The organism is Terrabacter tumescens (assembly GCF_014646815.1).
In the GTDB taxonomy this organism is placed as follows: domain Bacteria; phylum Actinomycetota; class Actinomycetes; order Actinomycetales; family Dermatophilaceae; genus Terrabacter; species Terrabacter tumescens.
The window spans coordinates 801889-828335 of sequence record NZ_BMNZ01000001.1 but is presented as its reverse complement, the minus strand read 5'-3'; the positions used below and the strand labels follow the sequence as shown (position 1 = coordinate 828335).

21 protein-coding genes and 1 pseudogene are annotated in these 26447 nt (G+C 72.4%); 13 read left to right on the top strand and 9 right to left on the bottom strand.

All coding sequences use genetic code 11. The features are described 5' to 3' along the window. Positions 1-79 precede the first annotated feature (79 nt). From IEY30_RS03895 to IEY30_RS03880, 4 genes are all read right to left on the bottom strand, one after another. Positions 80-2794 carry a winged helix-turn-helix domain-containing protein gene (locus tag IEY30_RS03895; RefSeq protein ID WP_030145976.1) on the bottom strand — a complete coding sequence of 905 codons (2715 nt, stop codon included), beginning with the start codon at positions 2792-2794 and terminating at the stop codon, positions 80-82. 73 nt (positions 2795-2867) lie between these two features. Then, positions 2868-3884 (bottom strand): alanine racemase, encoded by a 1017-nt coding sequence (locus IEY30_RS03890; RefSeq protein WP_030145977.1) that lies wholly within the window; start codon positions 3882-3884, stop codon positions 2868-2870. 6 nt (positions 3885-3890) lie between these two features. After that, positions 3891-5009: a lipid II:glycine glycyltransferase FemX gene (locus IEY30_RS03885; protein ID WP_030145978.1), complete on the bottom strand. Its 1119-nt coding sequence runs from the start codon at positions 5007-5009 to the stop codon at positions 3891-3893. 134 nt (positions 5010-5143) lie between these two features. Continuing rightward, complete coding sequence (locus IEY30_RS03880) at positions 5144-7837, bottom strand: MGH1-like glycoside hydrolase domain-containing protein (protein WP_030145979.1); 2694 nt, start codon at positions 7835-7837, stop codon at positions 5144-5146. Between the two features lie 81 nt (positions 7838-7918). On the opposite strand from IEY30_RS03880, the gene IEY30_RS03875 reads away from it, so the two are divergent. From IEY30_RS03875 to IEY30_RS03850, 6 genes are all read left to right on the top strand, one after another. Then, complete coding sequence (locus IEY30_RS03875; protein ID WP_030145980.1) at positions 7919-9034, top strand: DNA polymerase III subunit beta family protein; 1116 nt, start codon at positions 7919-7921, stop codon at positions 9032-9034. A gap of 346 nt (positions 9035-9380) precedes the next feature. Then, positions 9381-10979 carry an ABC-F family ATP-binding cassette domain-containing protein gene (locus tag IEY30_RS03870; RefSeq protein ID WP_030145982.1) on the top strand — a complete coding sequence of 533 codons (1599 nt, stop codon included), beginning with the start codon at positions 9381-9383 and terminating at the stop codon, positions 10977-10979. Positions 10980-11015: 36 nt separating this feature from the next. Then, positions 11016-11729 (top strand): hypothetical protein, encoded by a 714-nt coding sequence (locus IEY30_RS03865; protein WP_030145983.1) that lies wholly within the window; start codon positions 11016-11018, stop codon positions 11727-11729. Between the two features lie 89 nt (positions 11730-11818). After that, the gene (locus tag IEY30_RS03860) at positions 11819-12019 is read left to right on the top strand and encodes a hypothetical protein (RefSeq protein ID WP_030145984.1); all 201 of its coding nucleotides are present in this window, start codon (positions 11819-11821) and stop codon (positions 12017-12019) included. Between the two features lie 42 nt (positions 12020-12061). Then, positions 12062-12835: an enoyl-CoA hydratase/isomerase family protein gene (locus IEY30_RS03855; RefSeq protein WP_030145985.1), complete on the top strand. Its 774-nt coding sequence runs from the start codon at positions 12062-12064 to the stop codon at positions 12833-12835. Between the two features lie 87 nt (positions 12836-12922). Further along, positions 12923-14836, top strand: coding sequence for an ABC transporter ATP-binding protein (locus IEY30_RS03850; protein ID WP_229674822.1), 1914 nt, complete (start codon positions 12923-12925; stop codon positions 14834-14836). A gap of 63 nt (positions 14837-14899) precedes the next feature. On the opposite strand, the gene IEY30_RS03845 is transcribed toward IEY30_RS03850, so the two are convergent. Both IEY30_RS03845 and IEY30_RS03840 read right to left on the bottom strand, forming a co-directional pair. Beyond that, positions 14900-15439, bottom strand: coding sequence for a hypothetical protein (locus IEY30_RS03845; protein ID WP_030145987.1), 540 nt, complete (start codon positions 15437-15439; stop codon positions 14900-14902). Beyond that, the gene (locus IEY30_RS03840) at positions 15436-15801 is read right to left on the bottom strand and encodes a VOC family protein (RefSeq protein WP_030145988.1); all 366 of its coding nucleotides are present in this window, start codon (positions 15799-15801) and stop codon (positions 15436-15438) included. The genes IEY30_RS03845 and IEY30_RS03840 overlap by 4 nt, the downstream gene beginning before the upstream one ends. 183 nt (positions 15802-15984) lie before the next feature. Here IEY30_RS03840 and IEY30_RS03835 point away from each other — a divergent pair, with 183 nt between their 5' ends. The 3 genes and pseudogenes from IEY30_RS03835 (at position 15985) to IEY30_RS03825 (ending at position 17286) form a co-directional block, all read left to right on the top strand. After that, positions 15985-16650, top strand: coding sequence for a wax ester/triacylglycerol synthase domain-containing protein (locus IEY30_RS03835; RefSeq protein ID WP_030145989.1), 666 nt, complete (start codon positions 15985-15987; stop codon positions 16648-16650). Positions 16651-16772: 122 nt separating this feature from the next. Then, positions 16773-17075: pseudogene (locus IEY30_RS22235) on the top strand (WS/DGAT domain-containing protein); the annotation flags it as partial. Between the two features lie 82 nt (positions 17076-17157). Next, a complete protein-coding gene (locus IEY30_RS03825; RefSeq protein ID WP_188960096.1) occupies positions 17158-17286 on the top strand; it encodes a WS/DGAT domain-containing protein in 129 nt (42 codons plus the stop codon). Positions 17287-17365: 79 nt separating this feature from the next. Here IEY30_RS03825 and IEY30_RS03820 read toward each other — a convergent pair whose 3' ends face one another. The 3 genes from IEY30_RS03820 to IEY30_RS03810 form a co-directional block, all read right to left on the bottom strand. Next, positions 17366-18166 carry an SURF1 family cytochrome oxidase biogenesis protein gene (locus IEY30_RS03820; RefSeq protein WP_030145991.1) on the bottom strand — a complete coding sequence of 267 codons (801 nt, stop codon included), beginning with the start codon at positions 18164-18166 and terminating at the stop codon, positions 17366-17368. Positions 18167-18357: 191 nt separating this feature from the next. Continuing rightward, complete coding sequence (locus IEY30_RS22160; RefSeq protein WP_030145992.1) at positions 18358-19302, bottom strand: cold-shock protein; 945 nt, start codon at positions 19300-19302, stop codon at positions 18358-18360. 139 nt (positions 19303-19441) lie between these two features. Beyond that, complete coding sequence (locus IEY30_RS03810; protein WP_030145993.1) at positions 19442-20383, bottom strand: acyltransferase family protein; 942 nt, start codon at positions 20381-20383, stop codon at positions 19442-19444. Positions 20384-20998: 615 nt separating this feature from the next. Between IEY30_RS03810 and IEY30_RS03805 the strand changes: the two genes are divergently transcribed. From IEY30_RS03805 to IEY30_RS03790, 4 genes are all read left to right on the top strand, one after another. Next, positions 20999-22696: a SulP family inorganic anion transporter gene (locus tag IEY30_RS03805; protein WP_030145994.1), complete on the top strand. Its 1698-nt coding sequence runs from the start codon at positions 20999-21001 to the stop codon at positions 22694-22696. Between the two features lie 254 nt (positions 22697-22950). Next, positions 22951-23637, top strand: a complete 687-nt coding sequence (locus tag IEY30_RS03800; RefSeq protein WP_162180965.1) for a peptidylprolyl isomerase — start codon at positions 22951-22953, stop codon at positions 23635-23637. Between the two features lie 184 nt (positions 23638-23821). Further along, positions 23822-24844 (top strand): GTP 3',8-cyclase MoaA, encoded by a 1023-nt coding sequence (gene moaA / locus IEY30_RS03795; RefSeq protein ID WP_030145996.1) that lies wholly within the window; start codon positions 23822-23824, stop codon positions 24842-24844. A gap of 106 nt (positions 24845-24950) precedes the next feature. Then, positions 24951-26423 carry a carboxylesterase/lipase family protein gene (locus IEY30_RS03790; protein WP_030145997.1) on the top strand — a complete coding sequence of 491 codons (1473 nt, stop codon included), beginning with the start codon at positions 24951-24953 and terminating at the stop codon, positions 26421-26423. The last annotated feature ends 24 nt before the right edge of the window (positions 26424-26447 follow it).

The following is a 26447-nucleotide window of genomic DNA, read 5'->3' as shown; positions in this document are numbered from 1 at the left end:
GATCACCCCATCTGGTGAGCGAGGTGGTGATCCTCGACGGCCTCCTCGACGGGGCTGCGCGGCGGACGGGGTGGCCGGCTCAGAGCAGCCCGAGCTCGCCGGCTCTGGTGACCGCGTCGCGGCGCCGGTTGACGCCGAGCTTGGCGTAGACGTTCTTCGTGTGGGTGCGCAGCGTGTTGAGCGAGATGAAGAGCCGGCGGGCGATCTCCGGCCCGTCGAGCGAGGTGGCGAGCAGCCGGAGCACCTCCAGCTCGCGTGAGCTGAGTGGGTCGACGAGACCGTGACCGCTCGCGCCGGACGACTCGGGGCGGAGGGCGTCGAGGAGGCGGCGGGGGTAGGCCCACGAGGGGTTTCGCTCGACGACCGCGGCCAGCAGCACCGCCACCGGTGCACCCTCGCCGACGAAGACGCGCACGTGACCCGTGGGTTCGGCCAACCGCAGCGCGCGCTCGAGGGGTGCGAGCGCCGCTGACACATCAGGGGTTTCGCTTCCGGCGAGGGTCGCGAGCGCCTGCAGCGAGAGGATCTCGATCAGGCTGCCGGTCCTCCCGTCCTCCTCCGCGGCCACCCGGAGGCGTTCGAGGAGGTCGTATGCCGTGCGCGTCGTCGCGCCGGACGTGTCCCGTCCGTGCATGAGCACGCGGGCGAGGGTTACGTGCTCGTACTCGCGGACGTAGGAGAGCTCGTCGTCGGGTGCCAGCCCCCGGGTGCGGGCCCACTGGCGCGCCTCGTCGACGCGGCCCTGTGCCACGAGCACGCGTGCTCGCTGCGCGGGGAGCGGGCGCACGTCGGGTGAGTAGTCCCCGACGTAGACCTTCTCGGCCTCCTCGAGCAGCGCGACGGCCCCGGCGAGGTCACCCTCGGCCTCGCGCAGGCGTGCCTCCGCGACCCGTCGGCGGTAGGGGAGCTGGGGCAGGCCGAGGCGCTCACCGAGGGCCGCGACGCGGCCCAGGTGCGCGGCGGCCTCGGTGAGATGGCCCTGCTCCAGGGCGATCTCGCTCAGGCCGACCTCCATGTCGGCCACCCCGCGCAGCGGGCCGCCGGTCCCACCCGCGCCGTCGGCCTCGTGGGCGGCGGCGAGCCGGAGCGCGCGCTCGTACGTGCGTCGGGCGTCGTCGAGCCGGCCCTGGGTGATCCGCAGGTCGCCGAGCGTGATGGAGCACCCCAGCACGTCGGAGATGTTTCCGGCCCGCTCGAGGCCTTCGACCGCTCCCGAGTAGGCGCGATGGGCCGACTCCAGGTCCCCGGCCGCCCAGGACGCCAGTCCGGCGAGGGCCGACGCGGCCGCCACGGTCAGGTCGTCGCCCGGGGCGGCGCGCTCGATGGCCAGATCGGCGTGCTCGACGGTGCCGGCCGGGTCGCCGGCGACGAGGGCGAGGGCAGCGCGGTAGGTCTCCATGGCGCCGGGGACGCGGGCCGCCTCTCGCTCGTCGAGCACGACGACCTCGGCGGCCGGGTCGGCGAGCAGGCCCTCGAGGTGGGCCAGGCGGTCCGGGACGGTGTCGAACTCACCCCGCGACATCAGTGCCCCGATGAACGCGATGGCGAGCACCGGCCTGACCCGCACGACGGCGTCGGGGATCGCGTCGATCCAGCCGCGCACGGTCGCCTCCTGCCGCCGGCGCAGCAGCTCGATGGCCGACCGCTCCACGAGGTCGGCGGCCAGCTCGACGTCACCGGCGGCGAGCGCGTGCCGCACGGCCGGCTCCGGCTCGCCGTCGGCGGCGTACCACTCCGCCGCCCGCCGGTGCAGGCCTGCGACCTCGAGCGGCCGTTCCTGCGCGAGGTGGGCGCGCAGCACGTCGGCGAAGAGGTGGTGGTAGCGGTACCACTGGCGACTGTCGTCGAGCGGGATGACGAAGAGGTTGGCGCGCTCCAGGAACTCGAGCACCGACCTGCTGTCGCCCGCACCGGTGACGGCGTCGCAGAGCGGGCCGCCGAGCCGGTCGAGCACGGAGGTCTCGAGCAGGAACCTCCTGACGTGCTCGGGCTGGCGGCGCACGACCTCCTCGACGAGGTAGTCGACGACGTAGCGGTCGTCCCCGGCGAAGCCGGCGATGAAACCGGCGGGGTCCTCGCGGCCCCGGAGCGACAGGGCCGCCAACTGCAGGGCCGCGACCCACCCCTCGGTCCGGTCCTCCAGCACCGCGATCTCGCGGGCATCGAGGTCGAGGCCCGCGACGTCGTTGAGGTATGCCGTCACCTCGGCGAGCGTGAAGCGGAGGTCGGCCGCGCGGACCTCGACGAGCTCGCCGCGGGCCCGCAGCCGCGCCAGCGGCAGGTCGGGGTCGGCTCGCGTGCCCAGGAGCACGTGGACGTCCGTGGGCAGGTGCTCGACGAGGTAGGCGACGTCGTCCGCGATCGCGGGCGCGTCGGCGAGGTGGTAGTCGTCGAGGACGAGGTCGACCCCGCCGGTGACGGCCTCGAGCGCGTTGAGGAGCGTGGCGACGACCGCGCCGGGGTGCGGCGCCGTCGCCTGGAGCAGGGGCAGCACCCCGGCGCCGACTCCGGGCACTGCAGTGTCGAGAGCCGTCACGACGTAGGTCCAGAACGTCCCGGGGTGCTGCTCCGACGCCTCGAGCGAGACCCACGCGACAGGGCGGGGTGCGGCGGCCGCCCAGGCCGCGAGCAGCGTCGTCTTGCCGAAGCCGGCCGGTGCCGAGACCACGGTCAGCCGCGGCTGGCCACCGGTGCCCAGGCGGTCGACGAGGCGGTCGAGGAGGCGGGCACGCGGCACGACCGTGTGGCGGGCGCGAGGCACGTAGAGCTTGGTCCGGACGAGGGGACTCGGCATGCTGGCTCCCCTCGTGGGCCGCCGTTGCGGGTCGTCTCGACCCTAGAGCACCCCGCGGGGCGGCTCCGGGCGATCAGGCCACGACGACGGCGTCGGGCGTCGTGGTGGTCAGGCGCATCCGCACCGGCACCTCGTCGCCCACCCGCGGGGGAGCGACGCCGGCGGGCAGCACGAGCAGGCTGCACTGCATGTGCGGCGGCTCGCCGAAGCGCGGCATGACGCCCGAGACGGTGTAGGGCGAACGCACGCGGTGCGCCGCCTCGAGCACGCCCTCGGTGACGGCGATGGCGCGCGTGCGGGCGGTCGCGGCCGACGACGGGCTCTCCATGGCGACGCCGTGGGACGTGCCACCGCTGACGACGACGATGTGGCCGGCCGCGACGGCGCGCTGGCGGTAGCCGACCCGGGTGCCCTTGGCCACGGGCCGCACGTCGAGGACGTGGGCCCGCACCTCGTAGGAGCCCTTGTCGGCGTACCAGAGGTCGGTGCCGATGCGGGGCCGGAACTCGTGCTCGGGGAATCGCGCTGCGAGAGTGGACAGCTCGGACGCGGACACGTGCGAGACGTACCACGTGAGCTCGCCCGGCACGGCGGCGATGAAGCGCGTGATCTCCTCGACGTGACCGGTCCCGAGGGGCAGGTGCAGCGTCACCCCGACGGCGTCCGCGGCTCCGGCGAGCGCAGCCACGTCGGTGACGGGCGTCCCGTAGCGGTTCATCGACGTGAGCCCCTCGACCACGACGCGCGCATCGGACAGCACGCCGCGCAGGCTCGAGAGGTCGGACTCGGTCGTCACGGTGTGCACGACGCGCCGGTTCGCGAGGTCGGGTAGTCCTGCGTGGATCGCGGCGCGGTAGGGCTCCATGACGAGCACGTCACCGCCGAAGGTCGCCAGAGCAGAGGGCAGCTCGGCGTAGGCGCCGATCGCCACCATCGGCACGCCCAGACGGGCGGCCTCCGCGCAGAGCAGGTCACGACCGAAGCCGTAGCCGTTGCCCTTGATGACGGGCACGATGCCCGGGTGGTCGGCGACGAACCGGTCGTGACCGGCGCGCCAGCGCTCACCGTCGACGTGGAGCACGAAAGACACGATCGGTCACCGCCGCTTCATGTAGAGGTCGAAAGCCTTGTAGAGCAAGCGATTCAGGGGCAGGTCCCACTCGCCGGCGAGCCGCACGGCCTCACCGCCGGTGCCCACCTTGAAGCGGATGAGGCCGATGTGGGGGTTGGCCTCGTCGACGGTGTTGGTGATGCCGCGCAGGTCGTAGACGCTCGCGCCCGCAGCCAGCGAGTCTCGCATCATCCTCCACTGGATGGCGGTCGAGCCCTGCAGCTCCCGCTTCGCGGCCGTCGAGGCGCCGTAGGAGTACCACGTGTGCTCGCCCACCCGGATGAAGACCGTTGCCGCGAGGACGTCGCCCTCGTGCTCGGCGAGGTAGACGCGGATCCGCTCGGGGTCCTCGGCCGACAGCGCGGCATACATCTGCTCGAAGTACGCGAGCCCGCGCGGCGTGAAGCGGTCACGCTCGGCGGTCTCGACGTAGGTGCGGTGGAAGGCCGGCAGGTCCGAGGCGTCACCGACGCGGACCGTGACGCCGTTCTTGACGGTCTTCTTGATGTTGCGCCGCCACAGCTGGTTCATCCCGGCGAGCACGTCGGCCTCGGTGCGTCCCGCGAGCGGCACCTGGAAGACGTACTCGGGCTGCCCGGCGGCGAAGCCGTCGTCGGGGCTGAGGTGCTTGAAGCCGAGCCGCTGCAGCTGGGCGACGACGGCCGTCCCCACCGGCTCGACGACGTCAGGCGTCGCCTCGTCGTAGCGGCGCACGGCCGGGTCGGCGATGGCGCTCTTGATCGTCGCGGTGTGCCAGCGGTGGGTCGCGACCGGGGGCCCGATCCGCAGCGCGAAGGCGCCCTTGGACTTGAGGTGGTCGCGCAGGGCGCGCAGCAGCTCGACGAGCCGTGGCGAGGACCAGTCGATGCACGGTCCCTCGGGCACGTAGGCGAGCGAACGCTTGATCCGCGGCAGCGAGCGGTGCAGCACGAGCGCGGCGCCGACCATCCGCTCGCCCTCGAACCAACCGACCGACTCGGAGCGCCACTCCTTCTTGACGTCGGCCCACGCCGGCGTCTGCAGGAAGCTCGCCGAGGGCTGGGTGCGCAGCCAGGCGAGGTGCTCGGCGGCGGTGATGTCACGGACGGAGATGGGCGCGGTCACGCTGGCTCACGCTACCCGAGCGCGACGGGTCGCCCGACACGCCTCGCCCGCCACGCGGCATACGCCGTCGGGTGACGTGAGCGCCCCACCGAGCACCACACCGAGCACCCCACCAAGGGCGTATGCCGTGTCGCTCACGCCCAGCCCATCGTGCGTGGGTCGGGCGGCAGCCGCGGGTTGAGCAGGTGCGCGACGAGGGCGGTCCAGCCCGTCTGGTGCGTGGCGCCGAGGCCCTCCCCGGTGTCGCCGTCGAAGAACTCGGAGAACGTCGGGTGCGCCGACCACAGCGGGTCGGGCGAGGACTCGATGCGTTTCCCGTCGGACGGGCGGCGGCCGTCGACGGGACGGAAGAGCGCCGTCAGCCCGCCGTCGATGACGTCGGCCGCCTCGTCGAGGGTGCGCCAGTCGCCGGAGCCGGTCGGGATCTCGATGCGGAAGTCGTCGCCGAAGTAGCGGCCGTAGGTGCGCAGCTTGTCGGCGAGCAGCACGTTGGTGGGGAACCAGACCGGCCCGCGCCAGTTGGAGTTGCCGCCGAACATGCCGGTGCGCGACTCGCCGGGCTCGTACTCGATCGAGACGGTCTCGTGCCCGACGGTGGCCGTGACGGCCTGGCGCGTGGACGCCGACAGCGAGCGGATGCCGTAGTCGGACAGGAACTCGTCGGTGTCGAACATCCGCTCGAGGATGCGGCGCAGCCGTCTGGGCGGCACGAGAGTCAGCAGCATCTTGCCGTCGTCGCGGGCCAGGAGCGGCTTGACGAGCTCGGGCCGGCGCTGCTGGAGCCAGTGGAAGCGGCTCGTCACGTCGGGGCACTCGTCGACGACCCACGACGGGATCTCCGTGGCGCCGAGGATCGGCAGCAGGCCGACCATCGAGCGCACCCGCATGTGCGGCGCGCGGCCGTCGGGCTGGACGAGGACGTCGTAGTAGAAGCCGTCCTCCTCGTGCCACAGGCTCTTGTCGCTGGAGCCGAAGTGGCGCATCGCCTGGGCGATGGAGAGGAAGTGCTCGAGGAACTTCGTCGCGACGTCGTCCCACGCCTTGTCGGTGCGGGACAGCTCGAGCGCGATCTTGAGCATCTGCTGGCAGTAGAAGGCCATCCAGCTCGTCGCGTCGGACTGCTCGAGCCGGAAGCCGGGCGGCAGGGGAGCGGACCGGTTGAACAGGCCGATGTTGTCCATCCCGAGGAAGCCGCCCTCGAAGAGGTTGGAGCCGTTGGCGTCCTTGCGGTTGACCCACCACGCGAAGTTGAGCAGCAGCTTGGTGAAGACCCGAGTCAGGAACTCGCGGTCGCGGTAGCCGTCGATCCGGTAGACGTGCCACGCGGCCCACGCGTGAACCGGCGGGTTGACGTCGCCGAACTCCCACTCATAGGCGGGCAGCTGGCCGTTCGGGGCCATCGCCCACTCGCGGCACATGAGGAGCAGCTGCTCCTTGGCGAACTCGGGGTCGACGTGGGCGAGCGGGATGGTGTGGAAGGCCAGGTCCCAGGCGGCGAACCACGGGTACTCCCACTCGTCGGGCATCGAGATGACGTCGGCGAGCGCGAGGTGCTTCCAGTGCTCGTTGCGGCCGTGCCTGCGCGACTCGGCGACGGCAGGCCCCGCCGGGTCGCCCTCCATCCACTGGCGCACGTCGTAGCGGTAGAGCTGCTTGCCCCAGAGCAGGCCGGCATACGCCCGGCGGGCGACGTGCCGGTCCGCCTCGTCGAGGGAGGCGTCGATGACGTGGCCGTAGAACTCGTCGGCCTCGGCCGCGCGGGCGCCGAGCACCTGCTCGAACGGCTCGCCGAACCACTCGAGCGACGGGTCGCCCGGGGCGAGGCGCAGGTCGACGCTCACGGTCTCGCCGGGCTCGACGGATTCCCAGCGGTACCAGAACGAGCACTTGCTGCCGTAGCCACCGGGGTTGACGGCGTGCCGGCGGCCGTGGACGACGCGCTGGTTGATCGAGTCCTTCGGGTAGAGCGAGTGGCTCGCGTGGGCCGCCTCGCCGAAGACGGCCCGGGCGTTGGTCTCGTTGTCGCAGAAGAGCGCCGTCGGTGAGCCGGACGCGGCGAGGACGTAGCGGCCCAGGAAGCCGTGCGTCACCTCGGCGGCCCGGTAGCCGCGGGGCGGCCTGCCGTTGCGGCGGATCTCGTGCAGCTCGGTGACGCGGTCGTCGACGCCCCAGCTCCACGTGTTGCGCAGCCACACGGTCGGCAGCACGTGCAGCGGTGCGGCGGCCGGCCCGTGGTTGGTCGCCGAGATGCGGATGCACATGTCGTCTGGCCCGGCCTTGGCATACGTCATCGTGACGTCGAAGAACTCGTTCGCGTCGAGGATGCCGGTGTCGCCGAGCTCGAACTCCCTCTCGTCACGGGTGCGCTCGCGGTTCTCGCGGCGCAGCTGCTCGTAGGGGAACTCGGCCTGCGGGTAGCGGTAGAGCCACTGCATCCACGAGTGGGTCGGCGTGCCGTCGAGGGCCCACCAGTACTCCTTGGCGTCCTCGCCGTGGTTGCCCTCCTCGTTCGTCAGCCCGAAGAGGCGCTCCTTGAGGATCGGGTCCCTGCCGTTCCACAGGGCCACCGAGAAGTTGAGGAAGCCGAACCGGTCGCTGATGCCGCCCAGCCCGTCCTCGCCCCACCGGTAGGCGCGCGACACGGCCTGGTCGAAGGGGAACTCGGACCACGCGTTGCCCTCGGCCGAGTAGTCCTCCCGGACCGTGCCCCACTGCCGGCCGGAGAGGTAGGGCCCCCAGAGGCGCCACGGGGCGTCGTGGCCGGGGGAGTCGATGAGCCGCGCGTGCTCCGCACTGAGCGGTTCACCCGGGGGCAGGGGGCTGTTCATGGGGACATGGTGCTGCATCGATGTGTCGACGTCGTTACGGGTCTTGACCTTCGACCCGGTCGAGGGCCCAGTGTTCTCCTCATGCCCGCCCCCGCCGCGTCCGAGCCGGACCGCCTGCTGACCATCGGAGAGGTCGCCCGCCGCAGCGGGCTGACCGCGAGCGCCCTGCGCTTCTACGACCGTGAGGGCGTGCTCGTGCCCGCCGACGTCGACGCCCTGACGGGCTACCGGAGGTATGCCGTGTCGCAGGTCCGCGCCGCCCGCCTCCTCGCGTCGCTGCGCCGGGTCGGCATGCCGCTCGCCGAGGTCGCGCTCGTGCTCGACGAGGACGCCCGCGGTGCCTCGGGTGCCGCCGCCGACGTCGTCGCCGCCCACGAGCAGCGGCTCGTCGACGGGCTCGCCGACGCCCGGGCGGAGATCCGCCGCACCCTGGCGCTGCTCGCCGAGCGCGACCGGGCCGTCGGCGCGTCGCGCCGGGTCACCGTGCGGGCCGGAGAGCTCGCGGCCGCGATCGGGTCGGTCCGCTTCGCGGTGGCCCCGGGGGAGCCGGTCGCCGGTGCGCCGGGCGGACCCGACCTCAGCGTGCTGACCGGGATGCTCGTCGAGGTGGGCGACGGGGAGGTGCGCTGCGTCGCCTCGGACCGCTACCGGCTCGCGGTCGGCTGGGCTCCGGTCGTCGGGTCCTCGGTGGTCGGGTCCTCGGTGCCGGTGGGCGACCGGCTCACGGCCGTCGTCCCCGTCGACTGGGCCGACCGCGTCGCCGACGCGTGCCGGGACTGCGAGGACGACACCGAGGTGGACCTCGACGTGACCGCCGAGCAGGTCGGTGCGAGCGTGGGTGGCGAGCTGTTCGCGACCGCCGTGGTGCCGGGCTCCTTCCCGGACTACCGGGCCGTCGTCGGTGGCGGCCCCGACCGGGGCGCGGCCGACGCCGGAGGGCTCCGGTCACAGCTGCCGATCGGGACGGAGTCCGTGGGCCTCGTCGTCCTCGACGGCCGCGTGCAGCTCGCCCCGCCGGACGACGACGCCGTCGCCGACGTGCTCGTCGACCCGACGTTCCTCCAGGAGGCGCTCGCCGTCGCCGGGACGCGGCCGACGCTCGTGCTCGACGGGCCCCACCGGCCCCTCGCCATCCGCGGCGACGGCGCCGGCTTCTCCGTGCTCATGCCCGTGGCGCCCGACGGCGTGCGCCCGTGAGCGTGCTCGTCCATCTCTGCCGCGGGTGCGGTCACCAGTCCGCCTGGCACGAGGCCGGCAACGGCGGCTACACCTCGTGCCGCTGCTGCCGGGCCGGGAGCGCCGACCCCGACCCCGCGCCGACCCTGCTGCCGACGTACAGCTCGCCACACGGCATTCGCGAGCCGTTGTGGGAGCCGGGCACCCAGCGCAACGCGGGCACGATGCACGCGTCCCGGACGTGCGACTGTGCGCAGTGCCACGAGGGCGCCGAAGCGATGACGCGTCGAGAGCACCCCTCCGCGGCTCCTAGACTGGTGGGGTTGTCCGGCCGCTGACGTAGTGCGGCACCGATAGGAGGAATGCCGTGATCGTCGCCACCGGGATCGAGCTGCGTGCAGGAGCACGCCTGCTCGTCGAGGACGCCAGCTTCAGGATCGACTCCGGCGACCGCATCGGCCTCGTCGGCCGCAACGGTGCCGGCAAGACGACCCTGACCAAGGTGCTCGCCGGCGAGGGCCAGCCCGCCGCCGGCACCGTGACACGCACCGGCGCCGTCGGCTACCTCCCGCAGGACCCGCGCACCGGCGACCTCGAGATCCTCGCCCGCGACCGCATTCTCTCGGCGCGCGGCCTCGACACCATCGTCCGCGAGCGGTCCGAGGCCGAGACCCGGATGGGCAGCGACGACGAGAAGACGCGCGACAAGGCGATGCGCAAGTACGCCCGGCTCGAGGTCGAGTTCGAGGCCCAGGGCGGCTACGCCGCGGAGTCCGAGGCCGCGGCGATCGCGAGCGCCCTCGGTCTCGACGAGCGCATCCTCGGCCAACCGCTCAAGACGCTCTCCGGTGGTCAGCGCCGTCGCGTCGAGCTCTCGCGGATCCTCTTCTCCGGCAACGAGACCCTGCTGCTCGACGAGCCGACCAACCACCTCGACGCCGACTCGATCGTCTGGCTGAGGGAGTACCTCCGCGCCTACAAGGGCGGGCTCATCATCATCAGCCACGACGCCGAGATGCTCGACGCAGTCGTCAACAAGGTCTACCACCTCGACGCCAACCGCTCGGCGCTCGACGTCTACAACGTCAACTGGAAGATCTACCTCCAGTCGCGCGAGACCGACGAGAAGCGCCGACGCCGTGAGCTGCAGAACGCCCAGAAGAAGGCCGGCGCCCTGCTCGCCCAGGCCGACAAGATGCGCGCCAAGGCCACCAAGGCGACGGCTGCGCAGAACATGGCCAAGCGTGCCGAGCGCCTGCTGGCCGGGGTCGAGGGCGAGCGCGTCCAGGACAAGGTCGCCAAGCTGCGCTTCCCCAAGCCCGCCGCCTGCGGCAAGACGCCACTACGCGCCTCGGGCCTGTCCCGCTCCTACGGTTCGCTCGAGGTCTTCACCGACGTCGACCTCGCCATCGACCGCGGCAGCAAGGTCGTAGTGCTCGGCCTCAACGGCGCCGGCAAGACGACGCTGCTGCGGATGCTCGCCGGCGTCGACACCCCTGACACGGGAGAGGTCGAGCCGGGTCACGGCCTTCGCCTCGGCTACTACGCCCAGGAGCACGAGAACCTCGACGTCACGCGCTCGGTGCTCGAGAACATGAAGTCGGCCGCGCCCGAGCTCGGTGAGACCGAGGTGCGCAAGGTGCTCGGCTCGTTCCTCTTCTCCGGCGACGACGTGCTGAAGCCCGCGGGCGTGCTGTCCGGTGGCGAGAAGACGCGCCTGTCGCTGGCGCTGCTCGTCGTCTCGGCGGCCAACGTGCTGCTCCTCGACGAGCCCACCAACAACCTCGACCCGGCCTCGCGCGAGGAGATCCTCGGCGCGCTCAAGACCTACGAGGGTGCCGTCGTGCTCGTCACCCATGACGAGGGAGCCGTCGACGCGCTCGAGCCCGAGCGCATCCTGCTGCTGCCCGACGGCGTCGAGGACCTGTGGGGCCCCGACTACAAGGACCTCATCTCCCTCGCCTGACCCTCGCGCAGGCGCCGCTGTGGGTACGTTGTCGCCATGGCAGCCAGCAGGACGATTCGACGCCGGCACGAGACCCGTTCGAGCGCGGGGGAGAACCGTCTGTGGCCGGCCCTCGCCGTCGTCGTGGCGGCGCTCGCGTATGCCGTCCTCCCGGAGAGCCTGCTCGTCGGTCCCCGTCTCGCCATCCCGGCCGTCGAGCTCGTCCTGCTGGTGGCGCTGCTCGTCACCAACCCCCGGCGGCTGGTCCGCCAGACCCGCTGGTCGCGTGGCGTGTCGATCGTCCTGGCCTGCCTCGTCATCGCCACCAACCTCGTCGCGCTCGCGATGCTCGTGCGCGCGCTGACCTCCGGGAAGCCCGACGGGATGCCCCTGCTGCTGGCGGGCATGCAGGTGTGGCTCACCAACGTCATCGGTTTCGGGCTGCTGTTCTGGGAGATCGACCGCGGCGGTCCCGTCGTGCGCCACACCGTCGCCCGCGACCGGATGCCCCCGGCCGACTGGCGCTTCTCCCAGGACGAGAACCAGGATGCGGTGCTCGAGGTCTCGGCCACCTCGAGCGTGCGCACCAACTGGCGGCCGGAGTTCATCGACTACCTCTACGTGTCGCTGACCAACTCGAGCGCGTTCAGCCCGACCGACACGATGCCCCTGACCGCGCGCGCCAAGGCGCTCATGGGGCTCGAGGCGACGGCGGCACTGCTGACCTCGCTGCTCGTGATCGCACGTGCCATCGGTGCCATGGGGCAGTGACGGACGCCCCGGCATGCATAAGCATTGCTGTTGACTCACATAATGGACGGTTATTGTATGTGGCGGGGCACGTCAGCACACTGGTCGTCATGCCAGCCGACCACCACCTCAGCTGCCCGTTCTGCTCGGGCGACGACGTGACGCCGTTCCCCGACCCGACCGCGGCCTGGTCGTGCCTGGACTGTGCGCGCGTCTTCCGGGTGGAGATCGTGCAGCCGGCGTCCGTCACCGGTTGGGGCGTTCTGCGTGTCGTCGTGCCCACCCACGCGGGCGTGTCCGCGGCAGCCTGAGTCCCGCGGGACGGCTCGGTGACCCGCGGGTAGCCTGCGGGCATGACGCATCCGCACCTCCTCGTCGAGACCGACGGGCCCGTCCGCACCCTCACGCTCGACCACCCGGAGAAGCGCAACGCGCAGACCCCGTCGCTGTGGGCCGCGCTGGCCGACGAGGCGCGCTCCGTCCCCGAGGACGTACGCGTCGTCGTCCTTCGCGGAGCGGGTGACGCGTTCTCGGCCGGCATCGACACCGGCATGTTCACGCCGGAGGGCGTGCCCGGCGAGGAGAGCGTCGTCGAGCTCGCCGGTGGAGGCGCGGAGGCGATCCAGCGGGGCATCGCGGCCTACCAGGAGGGGTTCACGGCGTGGGCCGACTGCCCGGCCGTCGTCGTCGCCCAGGTGCACGGCTACGCGATTGGCGCCGGCTTCCAGCTCGCCCTGGCCGCCGACCTGCGGATCGCGGCGCTCGACGCATGGTTCGCGATGCGCGAGACGAGCCTCGGGCTCGTGCCCGACCTCGGCGGCACCGGGCCCCTCGTCCACATCGTCGGCTACGCCCGGGCCCTCGAGATCTGCGCGACCGGTCGCAAGGTCTCGGCCCCCGAGGCGCACGCCATGGGGCTCGTCGGCGCGCTCGCGCCCGCGGCAGACCTGGAGGAGGCGACCGAGTCGCTCGTCGAGGCACTGCTCGCGGCGCCGGACGCCGCCCTGCGCGCGCTCAAGCCCCTGCTGCGCGGGGCCATGGCCGGTGACCGCGACGCCCAGCTCGCCCGCGAGCGCGAGGCGCAGACCGGTCTGCTCCAGGCGATGCTCGGGGGCTCCGGAGCCTGACATCGGCGGCCCGGGGAATCGCTGTCGGTCCCGCGCGGTTGGATCAAGGGACTACAGGAGGTCTGTGCAGTGGGCATGCAGCCGTGGATGGCGATGCGATCGATGTCGCGTGACTCGTCGGTGGCCGACCGGAGCCTCGCTCCGGGCACCCGTCGACGGGTCCTGACGTATGCCGGGCCCTACCGCAAGGCGATCATCGCCTTCCTCGCGGTCGTGGTCCTCGACTCGGTGCTCGTCGTCACCGTGCCGCTGCTGCTCAAGAGCCTCGTCGACGACGGCGTCATCCCCAAGGACTCGTCCGTCGTCGTGCGCCTCTCTCTCGTCGTCGCGGCCATCGCGATCGTCGACGCCGGCCTCACCGTGGTCTCGCGGTGGTACTCCTCGCGCATCGGCGAGGGCCTCATCAACGACCTCCGCACCCAGGTCTTCGGGCACGTCCTGCGCCAGCCGATCGCCTTCTTCACCCGGGCTCAGACGGGCTCGCTCGTCTCGCGCCTCAACAACGACGTCGTCGGCGCCCAGCAGGCCTTCACGTCGGTGCTGTCCAACGTCGTCTCCAACGTCGTGTCGGTCGTGCTCGTCGTCGGCGCGATGCTCGCCCTGTCGTGGCAGCTGACGCTGGGCTCACTCCTGCTCGTCCCGCTCTTCCTCATCCCGGCCAAGGTCATGGGCAAGCGACTCGCGAGCCTCTCGCACCGGCAGATGACCCTCAACGCCGACATGGGCACGCGGATGACCGAGCGCTTCAACGTCGCCGGCGCCCTGCTCGTCAAGCTCTTCGGCACGCCCGCGCGCGAGGAGGCCGAGTACGCCGAGCGTGCCGGCCGCGTCCGCGACATCGGTATCCAGATCGCGCTCAACCGCACGGTCTTCATGGCCGCCCTGACCCTCGTCGCGGCGCTCGCCACGGCGATGGTCTACGGCTTCGGCGGCGTCATGGCGGTGAGCGGCACGCTGTCGGTCGGCACGCTCCTGGCGCTGGCGGCCCTGCTCGGCCGCCTCTACGGTCCGCTGACGTCGCTGTCCAACGTCCGCGTCGACATCATGACGGCGCTCATCTCCTTCGAGCGTGTCTTCGAGGTGCTCGACCTCGAGCCCCTCGTCAAGGAGCGCCCCGGCGCCGAGCCGCTGCCGGACGGTCCGCTCGGTGTCGAGCTCGACCACGTGGCGTTCCGCTACCCCTCGGCCGACGAGGTCTCGCTGGCCTCCCTCGAGTCCGTCGCCTCGGGTGACCGGCGCGGCAGCGGCGTCGTGCTCCACGACATCACCGTCACTGCCCCGGCCGGCCACCTCGTCGCCCTCGTCGGCCCGTCGGGTGCGGGCAAGACGACGTTGACCTCGCTCGTGTCCCGGCTCTACGACCCGAGCGAGGGCACGGTGCGCATCGGCGGCCGTGACCTGCGCGACGTGACCATGACGTCGCTGCGCGACCGCGTCGGGGTCGTGACGCAGGAGGCGCACCTCTTCCACGACACGATCCGCGCCAACCTGCTCTACGCCCGCCCCGACGCGACCGACGAGCAGATCCACGCGGCCCTGGGCGCGGCCCAGATCAGCGACCTGGTCGCCGAGCTTCCCGAGGGCCTCGACACCGTCGTCGGCGACCGTGGCCATCGACTCAGCGGCGGTGAGAAGCAGCGGCTCGCCATCGCGCGCCTGCTCCTCAAGGCCCCCGACGTCGTCGTGCTCGACGAGGCCACCGCGCACCTCGACTCCGAGTCCGAGGTCGCCGTGCAGCGCGCCCTCGACGCGGCGCTCGAGGGCCGCACGTCCATCGTCATCGCACACCGGCTGTCGACGATCCGCCAGGCCGACCTCATCGTCGTGCTCGACCACGGCCGAGTCGTCGAGACGGGTCGGCACTCGGAGCTGCTCGCCCGGGGCGGCCTCTACGCCGACCTGCACGCGACCCAGTTCGACGAGCAGGCCGCCGAGCGCCCGCCGCGCCCCGAGCGACCGGAGCTCGAGTCGACCACCGTGGGGGCCACCCCCGCACCGTGAGGTCGCGCGGGGTGCGGGTCGCGCGGGGTGCGGGCTCGCTCGTGGCCGGGTGGCCGGCCCGTCTCAGCGCGTCAGGCGCTCCTCGAGGCCTGCGGCGAGACCAGCCACCGTCACGAGGTCCACGAAGCCGCCGGCCACGGTGGCCAGCCGCGGGTGGCGCACGGGTCCGAGCCGCAGGCGCAGGTGCAGGCGTGTCCGTTCCGTGCCGACCGGCTGGAGCCGCAGGCACCATGTCAGCTGCATCCGGCCTCGGGTCGAGCCGAAGAGCAGATGGGACCCAGGCTCCAGCGACACGACGGTGAAGGTCGCGTGCGCCCCGCCCCAGTCCGGGATGATGTCCCCCACGCCGAGCCCCTGCAGCGCCGGGTCGAGACGGCGTAGGGCGCGGCGCGAGCGGCGGACGGCCCGTTCGACGGCCATGGGGAGGTACCACCCGGCCCGTTCCTTGCCGAGCTGGACGAGCCACGGCCAGACCCCGTCGGGAGGAGCGCTCAGAGTGAAGGCCCGGTCCATGACGACGTCCGCGTCCACGAGCTCGTCCCCGGGCAGCACGGCCCGCTCCTCGGCGCGCGTCGGACGCACGAGCAGCCGTCCCGCGCTCACCGGGGGATCTGCTGGAGTGCCCACGTGTTGCCGTCCGGGTCACTGAGGTGGGCGTACTTGACGCCTCCCATGTCCTGCACCGGTGACACGTCGACGCCGTTGCCGACGAGCAGCTGCCGCGCCGCGTCGATGTCGTCGACGACGAGGTGGAGGTTCTGCACGCGAGGGGCGTCGGGGGCGCTCATGCCGACGCCGATGACGATCGAGCAGCCCGAGCCCGGGGGAGTCAGCTGCACGACGCGCATGCCGTTGCCCGGCTCGACGTCGTGGTCGAGGCCGAACCCCATGCCGTCGGTGTAGAACGCCAAGCTCGCGTCGACGTCGGTCGTGGGGAGGGGGACGAGTTCCAGGCGCATGTCCATGGCAGGGGGCTCCTTGCTGGGTGGCGGTGCCGTCATCGAGGTCAGCCCGACGGGTCGGTGACGGGCGGCGCCTCGACCCTCTCACCTACCGGTCGCCCGTGGGCGACGACACGGTCGCGAGCAGGTGGGTCAGGTACCAGTGGATCGGCAGACGCCTGCCACCGTGCCTGCGAAACTGGAGGCGTGGACCGGGTGCACCGGCTCAGCGCTCTCGACGCGATCTTCCTGCCGATGGACACCGCGACGCAGACGCTGCACGTCGGCACGGTCCTGGTCCTCGAGGGCCCCTGTCCCGAGGCCCCCGTGCTGCGGCAGCAGGTCGAGGCGAGCCTCGCCCAGGTGCAGCTGCACCGCCGGCGGGTGCTGCGGATGCCGCTCGAGCTCGGCCGGCCCGTCTGGGTGGACGGCGGCGAGGTCGACCTCGGGGCCCACCTCCACGACGCGGAGCTCGACAGCCCCGGCGACGACGAGCAGCTCGCCGCCGGCCTCTCCGACGGTCGCTGGGCGCTGGTGCTCAAGGCGCACCACACGATGGTGGACGGGCGCACCGGGGCGGACCTGGTGCGGATGCTGCTCACGGACGTACCGGTGCTCCCAGCACCAGGTGCACAGGCCGCCGCGAGCCGACCCGATGCCGCGGCGACAGCGGTGCTGACCGACGTCCTGACCTGGCTGGCGATGCTCCCCGTGCGCGCCGTCCGGGCGGTCGTGCGAGCGGTCGTCGCCTCCGCGAGCTGCGTCTCGGCCTCACCCAGGTGCTCCGGCCCGACCTGCCACCGAGCGTGCTCGCGGGCCCGCTGGGTGCGGCTCGACGCTGGGGTTGGACCGGCGCTGACCTGGCCGACGTGAGACGCACTGCACGAGCCGCTCGCTGCACGGTCAACGACGTCTACCTGGCCGCCCTGGCGGGCGCCTACCGCCGCTTCCTCACCGAGCGTGGCGACCCGGTCGACGGCGTCGTGCTGAGGGCCATGGTGCCCGTCTCGAGCAGGACCCCGGACTCGGTGACCGGCCGTGCCCACGTGGGCAACCTGGCGTCGGCGATGTTCGTCGAGCTGCCTGTCGACCTCCCGGACCCCGCGTCGCGCCTCCGGGCGGTCGCCGCATGGACCGCCGAGCAGAAGGCGCGCGGGATCCCGGCAGCCACGGCTGCGGTGGTGCGCATGGCCGACCACATCCCGGCGCTGCTCTTCCCCTGGGGAGCGCGTCGCTACGGCAGGTCGGGGCAGGGACGAGTCAACGTCGTGGCATCCAACGTGCCCGGGCCGGGGCGGGTGCAGTACCTCGCCGGCCGGCGGGTCCTCGCGATGCTGCCGTACGTGCCGACGGCCCAGGAGGTGCGCTCGTGCACCCGCCATGACGTCGTATGCCGGGAGGCTGACCATCGCGGTCACCGCGGACGTCGCGGCACTGCCGGACTTCGAGAGCCTTGTCGCGGCGGTGGCCGACGAGCTGCAGGTCCTGGTCGGCCTGTCAGCCGGGTGAGCCGCGGGTCAGTCGCGGGTCGGCCGCCCGGGGGAACGGTGGACGAGGCCGAACGTGGACGACACCGGGCGCCGGCGGATCAGGCGTCCTCCTCGTCCCAGATCCGGACCTTCTTGGCGCGCACGGGCGCGTCACCGAGTCCGGCGGTCTCGGCCCGGCCCGCGGCCGCCTCGCGCCGGATCGCGAAGAAGATGAAGGCCAGGCCACCCGGCATGAACAGCCACCACTGGTACGCGTAGGCCTGGTGCGGTCCGAGGTCCTCCTCCGGCTTGGGCAGCAGGCGCAGCGGGTGGTCGCCCGCGACCGCCGCAGGCTGCTGCGCACCGAGGACGACGTATGCGTCCACCTGGCTCAGCGAGGGCACCTGAGCCCGTGCGTCGTCGACGCTGACGCTCGCGAGCTGCGGCCTCGGCAGGTCCCTGCCGAGGCTCACCTCACCGGTGCGCAGCCAGCCGGTGACCTGCACGGGGCCCGACGGGGCGGGGTCCACAGGGGGGCTCGTCTCCGCATCGGCGGCGTTGGGCACCCAGCCGCGGTCCACGAGAAGCGTCAGCCCGCCGGTCTGCATCGGGGTCAGCACCTCGAAGCCGACCGTCGCGTCGAGCGTCCGGTTGCGCACGAGCAGGTCGGTGCCCACGGCATACGTGCCCGTCAGGGAGACCCGCGTCCACTGCGCTTCGGCGGGCAGCGGCGACTCCACGAGGGCGGGTGCGAAGGGCACCGGCGCCGCGCCGTAGTTGCGCGCGATGGCGTCGACCTTGGTGCGCTGCTCGACGTGGCGGTGCCACTGCCACAGACCGAGGTAGAAGCAGGCGACCCCGAACAGGACCGCGACGAGGGTCCAGAGCAGCCAGCGCCGCGTCAGCCAGAGTCGAACCACGCATCGACGGTACCCGGCCTGACGGCGCACCCGACGACCGGGCCGCCAGGGCCGTCGCCTCCTCGAGGATGCGCTCAACCCGGACACATGAGTCCGGTGGGGAGCCGCTGAGGACTACGCGCGGCCCGGCATGAGCGTGCGGCGAGATCGGGACAGGCTATGCACCGGCCTCGCCCGGACCGCCGTCCCGCTCACAGCCGTTCGACGCGGTCCGCCTGTGGGCCTCGATCGCTCTGTCGCACCTGGTACCGGACCCGATCGCCGTCGTGCAGGGCCTCGGCGCCCCTGAGGACCGACACGTGCACGAACAGGTCCGCGCCGCCCGCGTCCGGGGCGATGAAGCCGAACCCCCTTTCCGCGTCGTAGCGCGCGACCACTCCCTCACCGCCGCGCGCCGGGACGTCGGATGCCTCGCGGTGTCCCGACCGCGCGCGGGTCGCCGGCCTCGCGGGTGCTCGCCGCGGTGTCGAGCTGCGCGCCAGGCGCACGTCGCGAGCCTGCGGGCCCTTCTCGCTCACGACGACGTCGTAGGTCACGCGGTCTCCCTCGATCAGCTCGGGGAGCCCGTCGGCCAGCTCCCGGACGTGGACGAACACATCGGGGCCGCCCGACTCGGGCGTGATGAACCCGAAGCCCTTGTCCGCGTCGTACCAGGACACGGTGCCGTCCGCCCCGTCGGACGCCGCGGCCTGCTGGGCGGGCTGGGCTCCCAACGGCAGCAGGTGGTCGGCCTGCGGTCCCTTCTCGGCGTCGACGACGAGGAACGCCACCCGCTGCCCCTCCGAGACCACACCGCCACCCACGATGGCCGAGCTGTGCACGAAGATCTCGGCACCGTCGCCGTCGGGCGTGATGAAGCCGTACCCCTTGGCAGGCTCGTACCAGGAGACCGTGCCGAGCACACCGAGCGGTGTGTCCGCGGAATGGTCGGCCGTGACCCGGACGCGACGTGCCTGCGGGCCGCGGTCGCCCTCGCCGATCTCGAACTCGACCACCTGCCCCTCCCGGAGCAGCTTCGTCCCGTCGTCGCTGACGATCTCGGACGCATGCACGTACAGGTCCTCTTCCTCCTGCCCGAGGTCGATGAAGCCGAACCCTCGGTCGGCATCGAACCAGCGGACGGTTCCCTCGGTCACTGATGACTCCTTGTCGAAGCTACGGTCGGTGTCCCCCTAGTGTCCCCTGAGTGTCCCCGACGGGACTGCGACAGACGTCCGGCGACGGCGCACGCAGCCCGACCCGTCGAAGTGTTGCACCTGCGGCCGCATCGACAGATCACCTCCCGGCCCGTGGGGCCCGGTCGGTGTCCGCGCTGCCGGTCGCTGCCGCCTCGGCGGCGAGGAGCCCGATCGACAGGATGCCGACCAGGCCGAGCAGCCGCGTCGACGGCGTCAGCCCGCCAATGCCCACGGCGTAGGCGCACCCGACGGGGAGGAACGCCGCCGCACCGGCAAGGAGGGACCGTCTCGCAGCACGGTCGCCTCGACGGGCGCCCCACAGGAGCAGCATCGCCACGCCGACGCACACCATCGCGACGACCGGTGCCACGTCGATCGCCCCCAGCACCCGACTCACGGCGAAAGGGCTCCCCGCGTCCGTGCCTGCCACGCCCAGCAGCCCGAGCTCGGCCAGGACGACCGACGTGACGGCGGCGATCGTCGCGGGGCGTCTGCGCGGCGCCGGAGCCGGTGGCGCACCGCGCTCGAAGCGGCCCACGAGCAGCACCACGGTGGCGAGCAGCAGACCGGCGGCCGCGAACCAGACGAGCCGGAGCCCCCACCGCGACAGACCCGGCGGGTCGGGGTGGGGCAGAACGCTGGGAGCCAGCAAGCGGGCCACCACGGCCATCACCGGCTGGTGCCACAGGTAGATCGACATGATCGACAGGTTCAGCGCGACCACGACCGTCCACACCCTGGGTCGCCGCAACCACCGGTTCAGGACATGGCGGGCCAGGACAGCGACGCCGACCTGGGCCACCGCGAGCGCCGTGAGGGCGGCCGTGGGCGGGTTCATGTTGACGAGCTCGTCGCCGGGGACGCCCACCATGCGGGCCGGGTACGGACCGGCGGCGAGCAGCACGAGCGCGCCGCCGCCCAGCACGGCGAGCAGCAGCACCGCCGACGGCGCGAGCAGCCGGTGCATCCGGCGGTCGACGAAGGCGGCGTACCGCCTCGCCGCGCTCGGTGACGCCGAGCCAGCTCCGACGGTTCGCATAGCCCCCGACGAAGAAGAAGAGCGGGACGACCTGGAAGACCCAGGTCAGCGGCCACAGGGCCGGCGCCTCGCCCAGTGTGCTGCGGTGCCGGACGGCGCCACCGCTCCAGTAGAGGTCGTCGACCAGCCAGTGGCCGACGACGACTGTGACGATGCTGCCGCCACGCAGCAGGTCGAGGAACCGGTCGCGAGGGTGGGGCCCCGTCGCGCCCGCTGCCGCGTCATCGAGGTCCCGGCCACGGCGCCCGTGCACAGTCGCGGCGTCGGTGACCGCGTCACCGCCGCCGGACGGCCTGCCGGGAGTGACGGACACGGTGGTTCCTCGCCGTGCGGTCGGTGCGCCGTGAGTGTGCGCGACGTACTACGACGCTAGGACGCCGAGGCGTCCTTACGCCATCGACCGCAGCCCGGGGGAGCCGCGAATGAGCCCAGTGGGGAAGGGGGTCCCGCGGGAGTCGCCGTATCCGCGGAGGGCTATCGCACCTGGGTCGGACGTGGGACGGACGGTTCAGTTCTCATGCGGGTGGATATCCTCTGGATGTCGGCTGAGTGCCGGCTCCCTGACCCGTGGCCGCCGCGGTAGCCGGGGTCCGCTCTGGACCGGGAGGTGGCGCCATGACAGCGCGGTCCCGTGCGGCTGCGTTGTTCCCCGGTGTCGCGGTGCTGCGCCGCTACGAGCGCGGCTGGTGGCGTCCTGACCTGATGGCCGGCCTGACGGTCGGGGCGATGCTCATTCCCCAGTCCATGGCGTACGCGGAACTGGCCGGGCTGCCACCGGAGTACGGATTCTATGCGGTCCTCGGTCCGCTGGTCGTCTACGCGCTGGCCGGCACCAGCCGACACCTCGGGGTCGGGCCGGAGCCGGGCACCGCGATCCTCGCAGCGACCGGGGTCGCCACGATCGCCGGCGGCGACCCGATGCGGTATGCGGCGCTGATGGCCGCTCTTGCGCTGGTGGTCGCAGGCATGTGTCTGCTCGGGGCGGCCGCCCGGCTCGGGTTCATCGCATCGGTGCTGTCCAAGCCGGTGCTGGTCGGCTACATCACCGGGGTCGGGCTCACCCTGCTGAGCAGCCAGGTCGCCGCGTTCACCGGAGTCGCGATCGAGGCGGACACCTTCTTTCCGCGTCTCGTCGAATTCGTCCACGAGCTCCGCGGCATCGACGCCGCCACCCTCGGGGTCGGCGCCGGCACCCTGGCGGTCGTGCTCGGGCTGCGCAAGCTCTCACCCAAGCTGCTCGGCGCCCTCATCGGTGTGGCCGCCGCGACCATCCTCGTCTGGGCGCTCTCGTCGGGCCAACCGCTCGTCCCCGTGGTCGGTACCGTCCCCGAAGGCCTGCCGACGCTGGGGATGCCAGACGTCTCGCTCGCCGACGTCGGCCGGCTGCTGCCGGTTGCCGGCGGCATCGTGCTGGTCGGATTCACCGACAACGTCCTGACGGCCCGCTCCATCGCCGGGCGCCATGGTTACAGCATCGAGCCCAACCAGGAGCTGGTGGCGCTGGGCCTCACCAACCTCACCTCCGGCTTGTCCCAGGGTTTCCCGGTGTCGTCCAGCGCGAGCCGCACGGTCGTACCCGCGTCCTTGGGCAGCAAGACCCAGGTGGTGTCGATCGTCGCAGCGGCTGTCGTGGTCGCGACGCTGCTGTTCCTCAGCGGGGTCCTCGCGCAGATCCCGCGGGCCGCACTTGCCGCCGTGATCATCGCGGCGGCGCTGGCGATCATCGACATCCCCGGATACCGGTCACTGTGGCAGGTGAGCCGGCAGGAGGCATTGCTGGCTGTGGTCGCCGCTTTCGGTGTCCTCGTGTTCAACGTGCTCATCGGGGTGCTGGTCGCGGTGTCGCTCTCGATCATCGCCGCCCTGGGACGGATGGCCCGGCCGCACGACGCCGTGCTCGGCGACTACCCGGCGGTCGACGGCTGGGTCGAGGTCGACGCCTACCCCCAGGCCGTGCCCGAGCCAGGCCTCTTGGTGTACCGGTTCGACGCCCCGCTGTTCTTCCTCAACGCCGATCGCTTCCGCACCCGTGTCGAGGAGGCACTCGAGGAGAACCCCGGCGTGGAGGAGTGGCTGGTGCTCGACTTCGAGGGTGTCGGCACGCTCGACGCCACCGCCCTGGACACCCTCTCCGAGTTGCTCGAACGGCTCGCTCGGATCCGCATCGGACTCGTCGCCGTGGCCCGCGCCAACGACGACGTGGTGTCGCGGCTGCGCCGTGCTGATCTGCTCGAGCCCACCGGCACGCTGCGCAACTACGCGACGATCAACGCCGCCGTACGTGCATACCGACAGCACCGCCGGTCGGACTGACCTAACCCAGGATCGAGCAGCGCGGATGGAGAGAGATGCGGGCGAGGCGCGAGCCTCGCCAGCTTGAGACGGCTTTGAACGCTCTTGTCGCGGCATTACCTCGCGTCGCGACGGCCAGGACGCGGCCGGTCCGGTTATCGGTAGGCGGAGCCTCTTCGGCGCATATCCAGTCTGGTCACTCGGGCAGCGTCTAGGTTCAGCGCATGTCAAGCGAGAAATGGGGTCCAGTCCGTAGCCTCATGTTTGCTGCGTCCATGGTCGTCCTCGTCTGCATCGTCGTCGTCTGCTTTGCGCTCGTGTTGTACGTGAACTCGGGCCCGAAGAAGCAACGAGGGGCCTCGAACCTCACCCCGCGGCCAGTTGCCTGCGGAGCGCCCCGTGCGCTGCCGAGTGACCACCCGACCTTCACGGCCGCGCCGCCCGGGAGCGCCGCACAGGGCAGCACGTGGGACGTCTTGCTGTCGACGACGTGCGGCGACGTCCGAATCTACTTGGATGGACGTGCCGCCCCACGCAGTGTCGCGTCATTCGTGATGCTTGCCCGAGCCGGGTACTGGGGGGACAGCGTGTGTCGCCGGTTGACGACGCTGCGGGCTCCGACGCACTTTCTGCAGTGCGGCGACCCATCCGGCCGCGGCACGGCGGATCCCGGGTTCTCCCTACCTCTGGAGAACGTCCCCGTCGACCGCACCTACCATCTCGGAGACGTCGGGCTGACCCGCGGCGATCGCGCGGCCGCGACAGCCGGAGAGTTCTTCATCGTGCATGACACGTTCCAGGTCCCACCGGGAGGCCAGCTGTACTCCGTCGTGGGGCACGTCTCCTATGGGCGCGAGGTGGTCGACTTCATCGCCGACCGAGGTGGCAAGGACCAACGGCCGGACGGCCCCCCGCTGCAGCCGGTCAGCGTTCTCGACGTCTCTGCGCGACAGATCTTGTGACGAATGAAGCGGCGGCGCGTTGGCGGACGAATGGCGGAGACGGCGCGCGGACAGGAGCAAGCGGTCCCGCCCGCTCATCTCGATGAACTGATCGAGGCAACGTCACCGCACGTCAGAGGGCTTGGGGCAACATCGGCGACACCAGCAGACCGGTCGCTGCAGTACCCGGCCTAGAGTGGGGACCATGACCCGCCTTCCCGACCCGAGCGTACGACCGGCCGGCCTGGCCGACCAGTTCGGTCGGGTGGCGCGCGACCTCCGCGTGTCGGTGACCGACCGCTGCAACCTGCGCTGCACCTACTGCATGCCCGCCGAGGGCCTGCCGTGGATGCCCAAGGCGGAGATGCTGACCGACGAGGAGATGCTGCGCATCATCGGGCTCTTCGTCCGCGACGGTGTCACCCAAGTGCGCCTCACGGGCGGCGAGCCACTGCTGCGGCGTTCCCTCGTCGACCTCGTCGCAGGCATCGCGGCCCTCGAGCCCCGGCCGAGGATCGCGATGACGACCAACGGCGTCGGTCTCGAGCGGGTCGCCATCGGGCTCAAGGAGGCCGGGCTCGACCGCGTCAACGTCAGCCTCGACACGATCGACTCCGAGACGTTCACGCAGCTGACCCGTCGTGACCGGCTCGCCGACGTCGAGGCAGGCCTCAAGGCCGCGGCCGACGCGGGCCTGACCCCTGTCAAGGTCAACGCCGTCGCGATGCGCGGCATCAACGACGACTCGGTGGCCGACGTCCTCGCCTGGTGCCTCGAGCGCGGCTACGAGCTGCGTTTCATCGAGCAGATGCCGCTCGACGCACAGCACGCGTGGGACCGGGACCGGATGATCTCGGCCGACGAGATCCGTGAGCGGCTGTCCCAGCGCTGGGAGCTGACCCCGCTGCCGGCCGCCGACCGCGGAAGCGCCCCGGCGGAGCGCTTCCTCGTCGACGGCGGGCCCGAGACCGTCGGCATCATCGCGAGCGTCAGCGCGCCCTTCTGCGCCGCCTGCGACCGCACGCGTCTCACGGCCGACGGCCAGGTGCGCAACTGCCTCTTCTCGACGACCGAGACCGACCTGCGCGGGCCGATGCGCGAGGGTGCGACCGACGACGAGCTCCTCGGCCTCATGCGCGGCGAGATGTGGCGCAAGCGCCGCGGGCACGGCATCGGCGACCCGGACTTCGTCCAGCCCGACCGCCCGATGTCCGCCATCGGCGGCTGACGCGGTCGGGCCCGACCCCACCGCGCTCACCACGCTCACCACCCGCACCACGCCCGCCACACCCCTGGTGGGCGCCCACGGCACGACCGACTGGTTTGATGAGCCCATGGACCCCGTGGTGCGTGTCTCAGGTGGCCTGGTCCGCGGTGTGAACCGCGGCGGCGTCAGCTCCTTCCTCGGCATCCCGTATGCCGCGCCGGCCGTCGGGACCGACCGCTATCGCGCCCCGCAGCCTGTCGTCCCGTGGGAGGGGGAGCGCGCGGCTCACGAGCACGGTCCCACCGCGGCGCAGTCGCCCTACCCGGCGCCCATCGATGCCGTCCTGCCGAGCTCGGTGGCGCCCGGCGACGACTACCTCAACGTCAGCGTCTGGGCGCCGGAGGGCGCCGACGGCCTGCCCGTCATGGTGTGGATCCCCGGCGGCGCGTTCGTGCGCGGCGCCAACTCGGTGCCCACCTACGACGGAGCGGCGTTCGCCCGCGACGGCATCGTCGTCGTCGGCGTCAACTACCGGCTCGGGGTGCCCGGCTTCGGCGTCCTCGACGGTGCGCCGACCAACCTCGGGCTGCGCGACCAGATCGCGGCGCTGGAGTGGGTGCGTGACAACGTCGCTGGCTTCGGCGGGGCGCCCGACGACGTGACGGTGTTCGGCGAGTCCGCCGGCGGGATGAGTGTCGCGACCCTCATGGCGTCCCCGGGCGCCGATGGCCTGTTCCGCCGGGCCGTCATCCAGAGCGGCGGCGGCACGGCGGTCTGCACGCTCGACGACGCCCGTCTGGTCAGCGCCGAGATCGCGGCCCGGCTGGGTGTGCCCGCCACGGCCGAGGCCTTCGCCGCGCTCGACCCCGAGGCGGTCGTCGCCGCGCAGACGGCCGTGGGGCTGGCCATACAGGCGGACCCCGACCCGGCTCGGTGGGGTGCGTCGGTGCTCCGCGGGGGTCTCGGCATCATGAGCCTCTTCCCCGTCGTCGACGGCGACATCGTGCCTGGAGTCCCCGAGGACCGTCTCCGCGAGGGCGCCGGGGCCGGCATCCCGCTGCTCATCGGCACGACGCGCGACGAGTTCCGACTCTTCCTCGTGCCCACCGGCGTGGCCGCCGGTGTCACGGCCGAGGTGCTGCCGCTCCTGGGGCAGCGCTACGGCTGGCCCGAGCAGGCCGTCAGGACGTATGCCGCGAACCGGCCGACCGCAGCGCCCGGCGACGTCGCGGCCGCGATCCTCACCGACGCAGCCTTCCGCGCGCCCACGACCCGTCTGGCCGCCGCGCACCACGCTGCCGGCGGATCGGTGCAGCTCTACGAGTTCGACTGGGCGACAGACGTGGCCGGGCTCGGCGCGTCCCACGCCCTCGAGCTGCCGTTCGTCTTCGACACCCTCGAGGCCGCGACGGCCATGGTCGGCCAGGATGCTCCCCAGCACCTCGCCGACCAGGTCCACCGGGCCTGGGTCGACTTCGGTCGGACCGGTGACGCCGGATGGCCCCGGTGGACGCCCGAGCACCCGGCCGTCATGGCGTTCGACGTCGAGTCGTCCGTCGTCACCGGGCCCCGGGCCGACGAGCTGGGCCTCTGGGGCTGAGGGCGCCGACGGCCGGCACGACGC

What these genes read in the sequence shown, in the direction of transcription:
- moaA (WP_030145996.1), top strand. Translation starts at nt 23,822, where the DNA reads ATGACCCGCCTTCCCGACCCGAGCGTACGACCGGCCGGCCTGGCCGAC.
- IEY30_RS03855 (WP_030145985.1), top strand. Translation starts at nt 12,062, where the DNA reads ATGACGCATCCGCACCTCCTCGTCGAGACCGACGGGCCCGTCCGCACC.
- IEY30_RS03880 (WP_030145979.1), bottom strand. Translation starts at nt 7,837, where the DNA reads ATGAACAGCCCCCTGCCCCCGGGTGAACCGCTCAGTGCGGAGCACGCG.
- IEY30_RS03875 (WP_030145980.1), top strand. Translation starts at nt 7,919, where the DNA reads ATGCCCGCCCCCGCCGCGTCCGAGCCGGACCGCCTGCTGACCATCGGA.
- IEY30_RS03895 (WP_030145976.1), bottom strand. Translation starts at nt 2,794, where the DNA reads ATGCCGAGTCCCCTCGTCCGGACCAAGCTCTACGTGCCTCGCGCCCGC.
- IEY30_RS03850 (WP_229674822.1), top strand. Translation starts at nt 12,923, where the DNA reads ATGGCGATGCGATCGATGTCGCGTGACTCGTCGGTGGCCGACCGGAGC.
- IEY30_RS03790 (WP_030145997.1), top strand. Translation starts at nt 24,951, where the DNA reads ATGGACCCCGTGGTGCGTGTCTCAGGTGGCCTGGTCCGCGGTGTGAAC.
- IEY30_RS03805 (WP_030145994.1), top strand. Translation starts at nt 20,999, where the DNA reads ATGACAGCGCGGTCCCGTGCGGCTGCGTTGTTCCCCGGTGTCGCGGTG.
- IEY30_RS03825 (WP_188960096.1), top strand. Translation starts at nt 17,158, where the DNA reads ATGACGTCGTATGCCGGGAGGCTGACCATCGCGGTCACCGCGGACGTC.
- IEY30_RS03840 (WP_030145988.1), bottom strand. Translation starts at nt 15,801, where the DNA reads ATGGACATGCGCCTGGAACTCGTCCCCCTCCCCACGACCGACGTCGAC.
- IEY30_RS03865 (WP_030145983.1), top strand. Translation starts at nt 11,016, where the DNA reads ATGGCAGCCAGCAGGACGATTCGACGCCGGCACGAGACCCGTTCGAGC.
- IEY30_RS03810 (WP_030145993.1), bottom strand. Translation starts at nt 20,383, where the DNA reads ATGCGAACCGTCGGAGCTGGCTCGGCGTCACCGAGCGCGGCGAGGCGG.
- IEY30_RS03800 (WP_162180965.1), top strand. Translation starts at nt 22,951, where the DNA reads ATGGTCGTCCTCGTCTGCATCGTCGTCGTCTGCTTTGCGCTCGTGTTG.
- IEY30_RS03860 (WP_030145984.1), top strand. Translation starts at nt 11,819, where the DNA reads ATGCCAGCCGACCACCACCTCAGCTGCCCGTTCTGCTCGGGCGACGAC.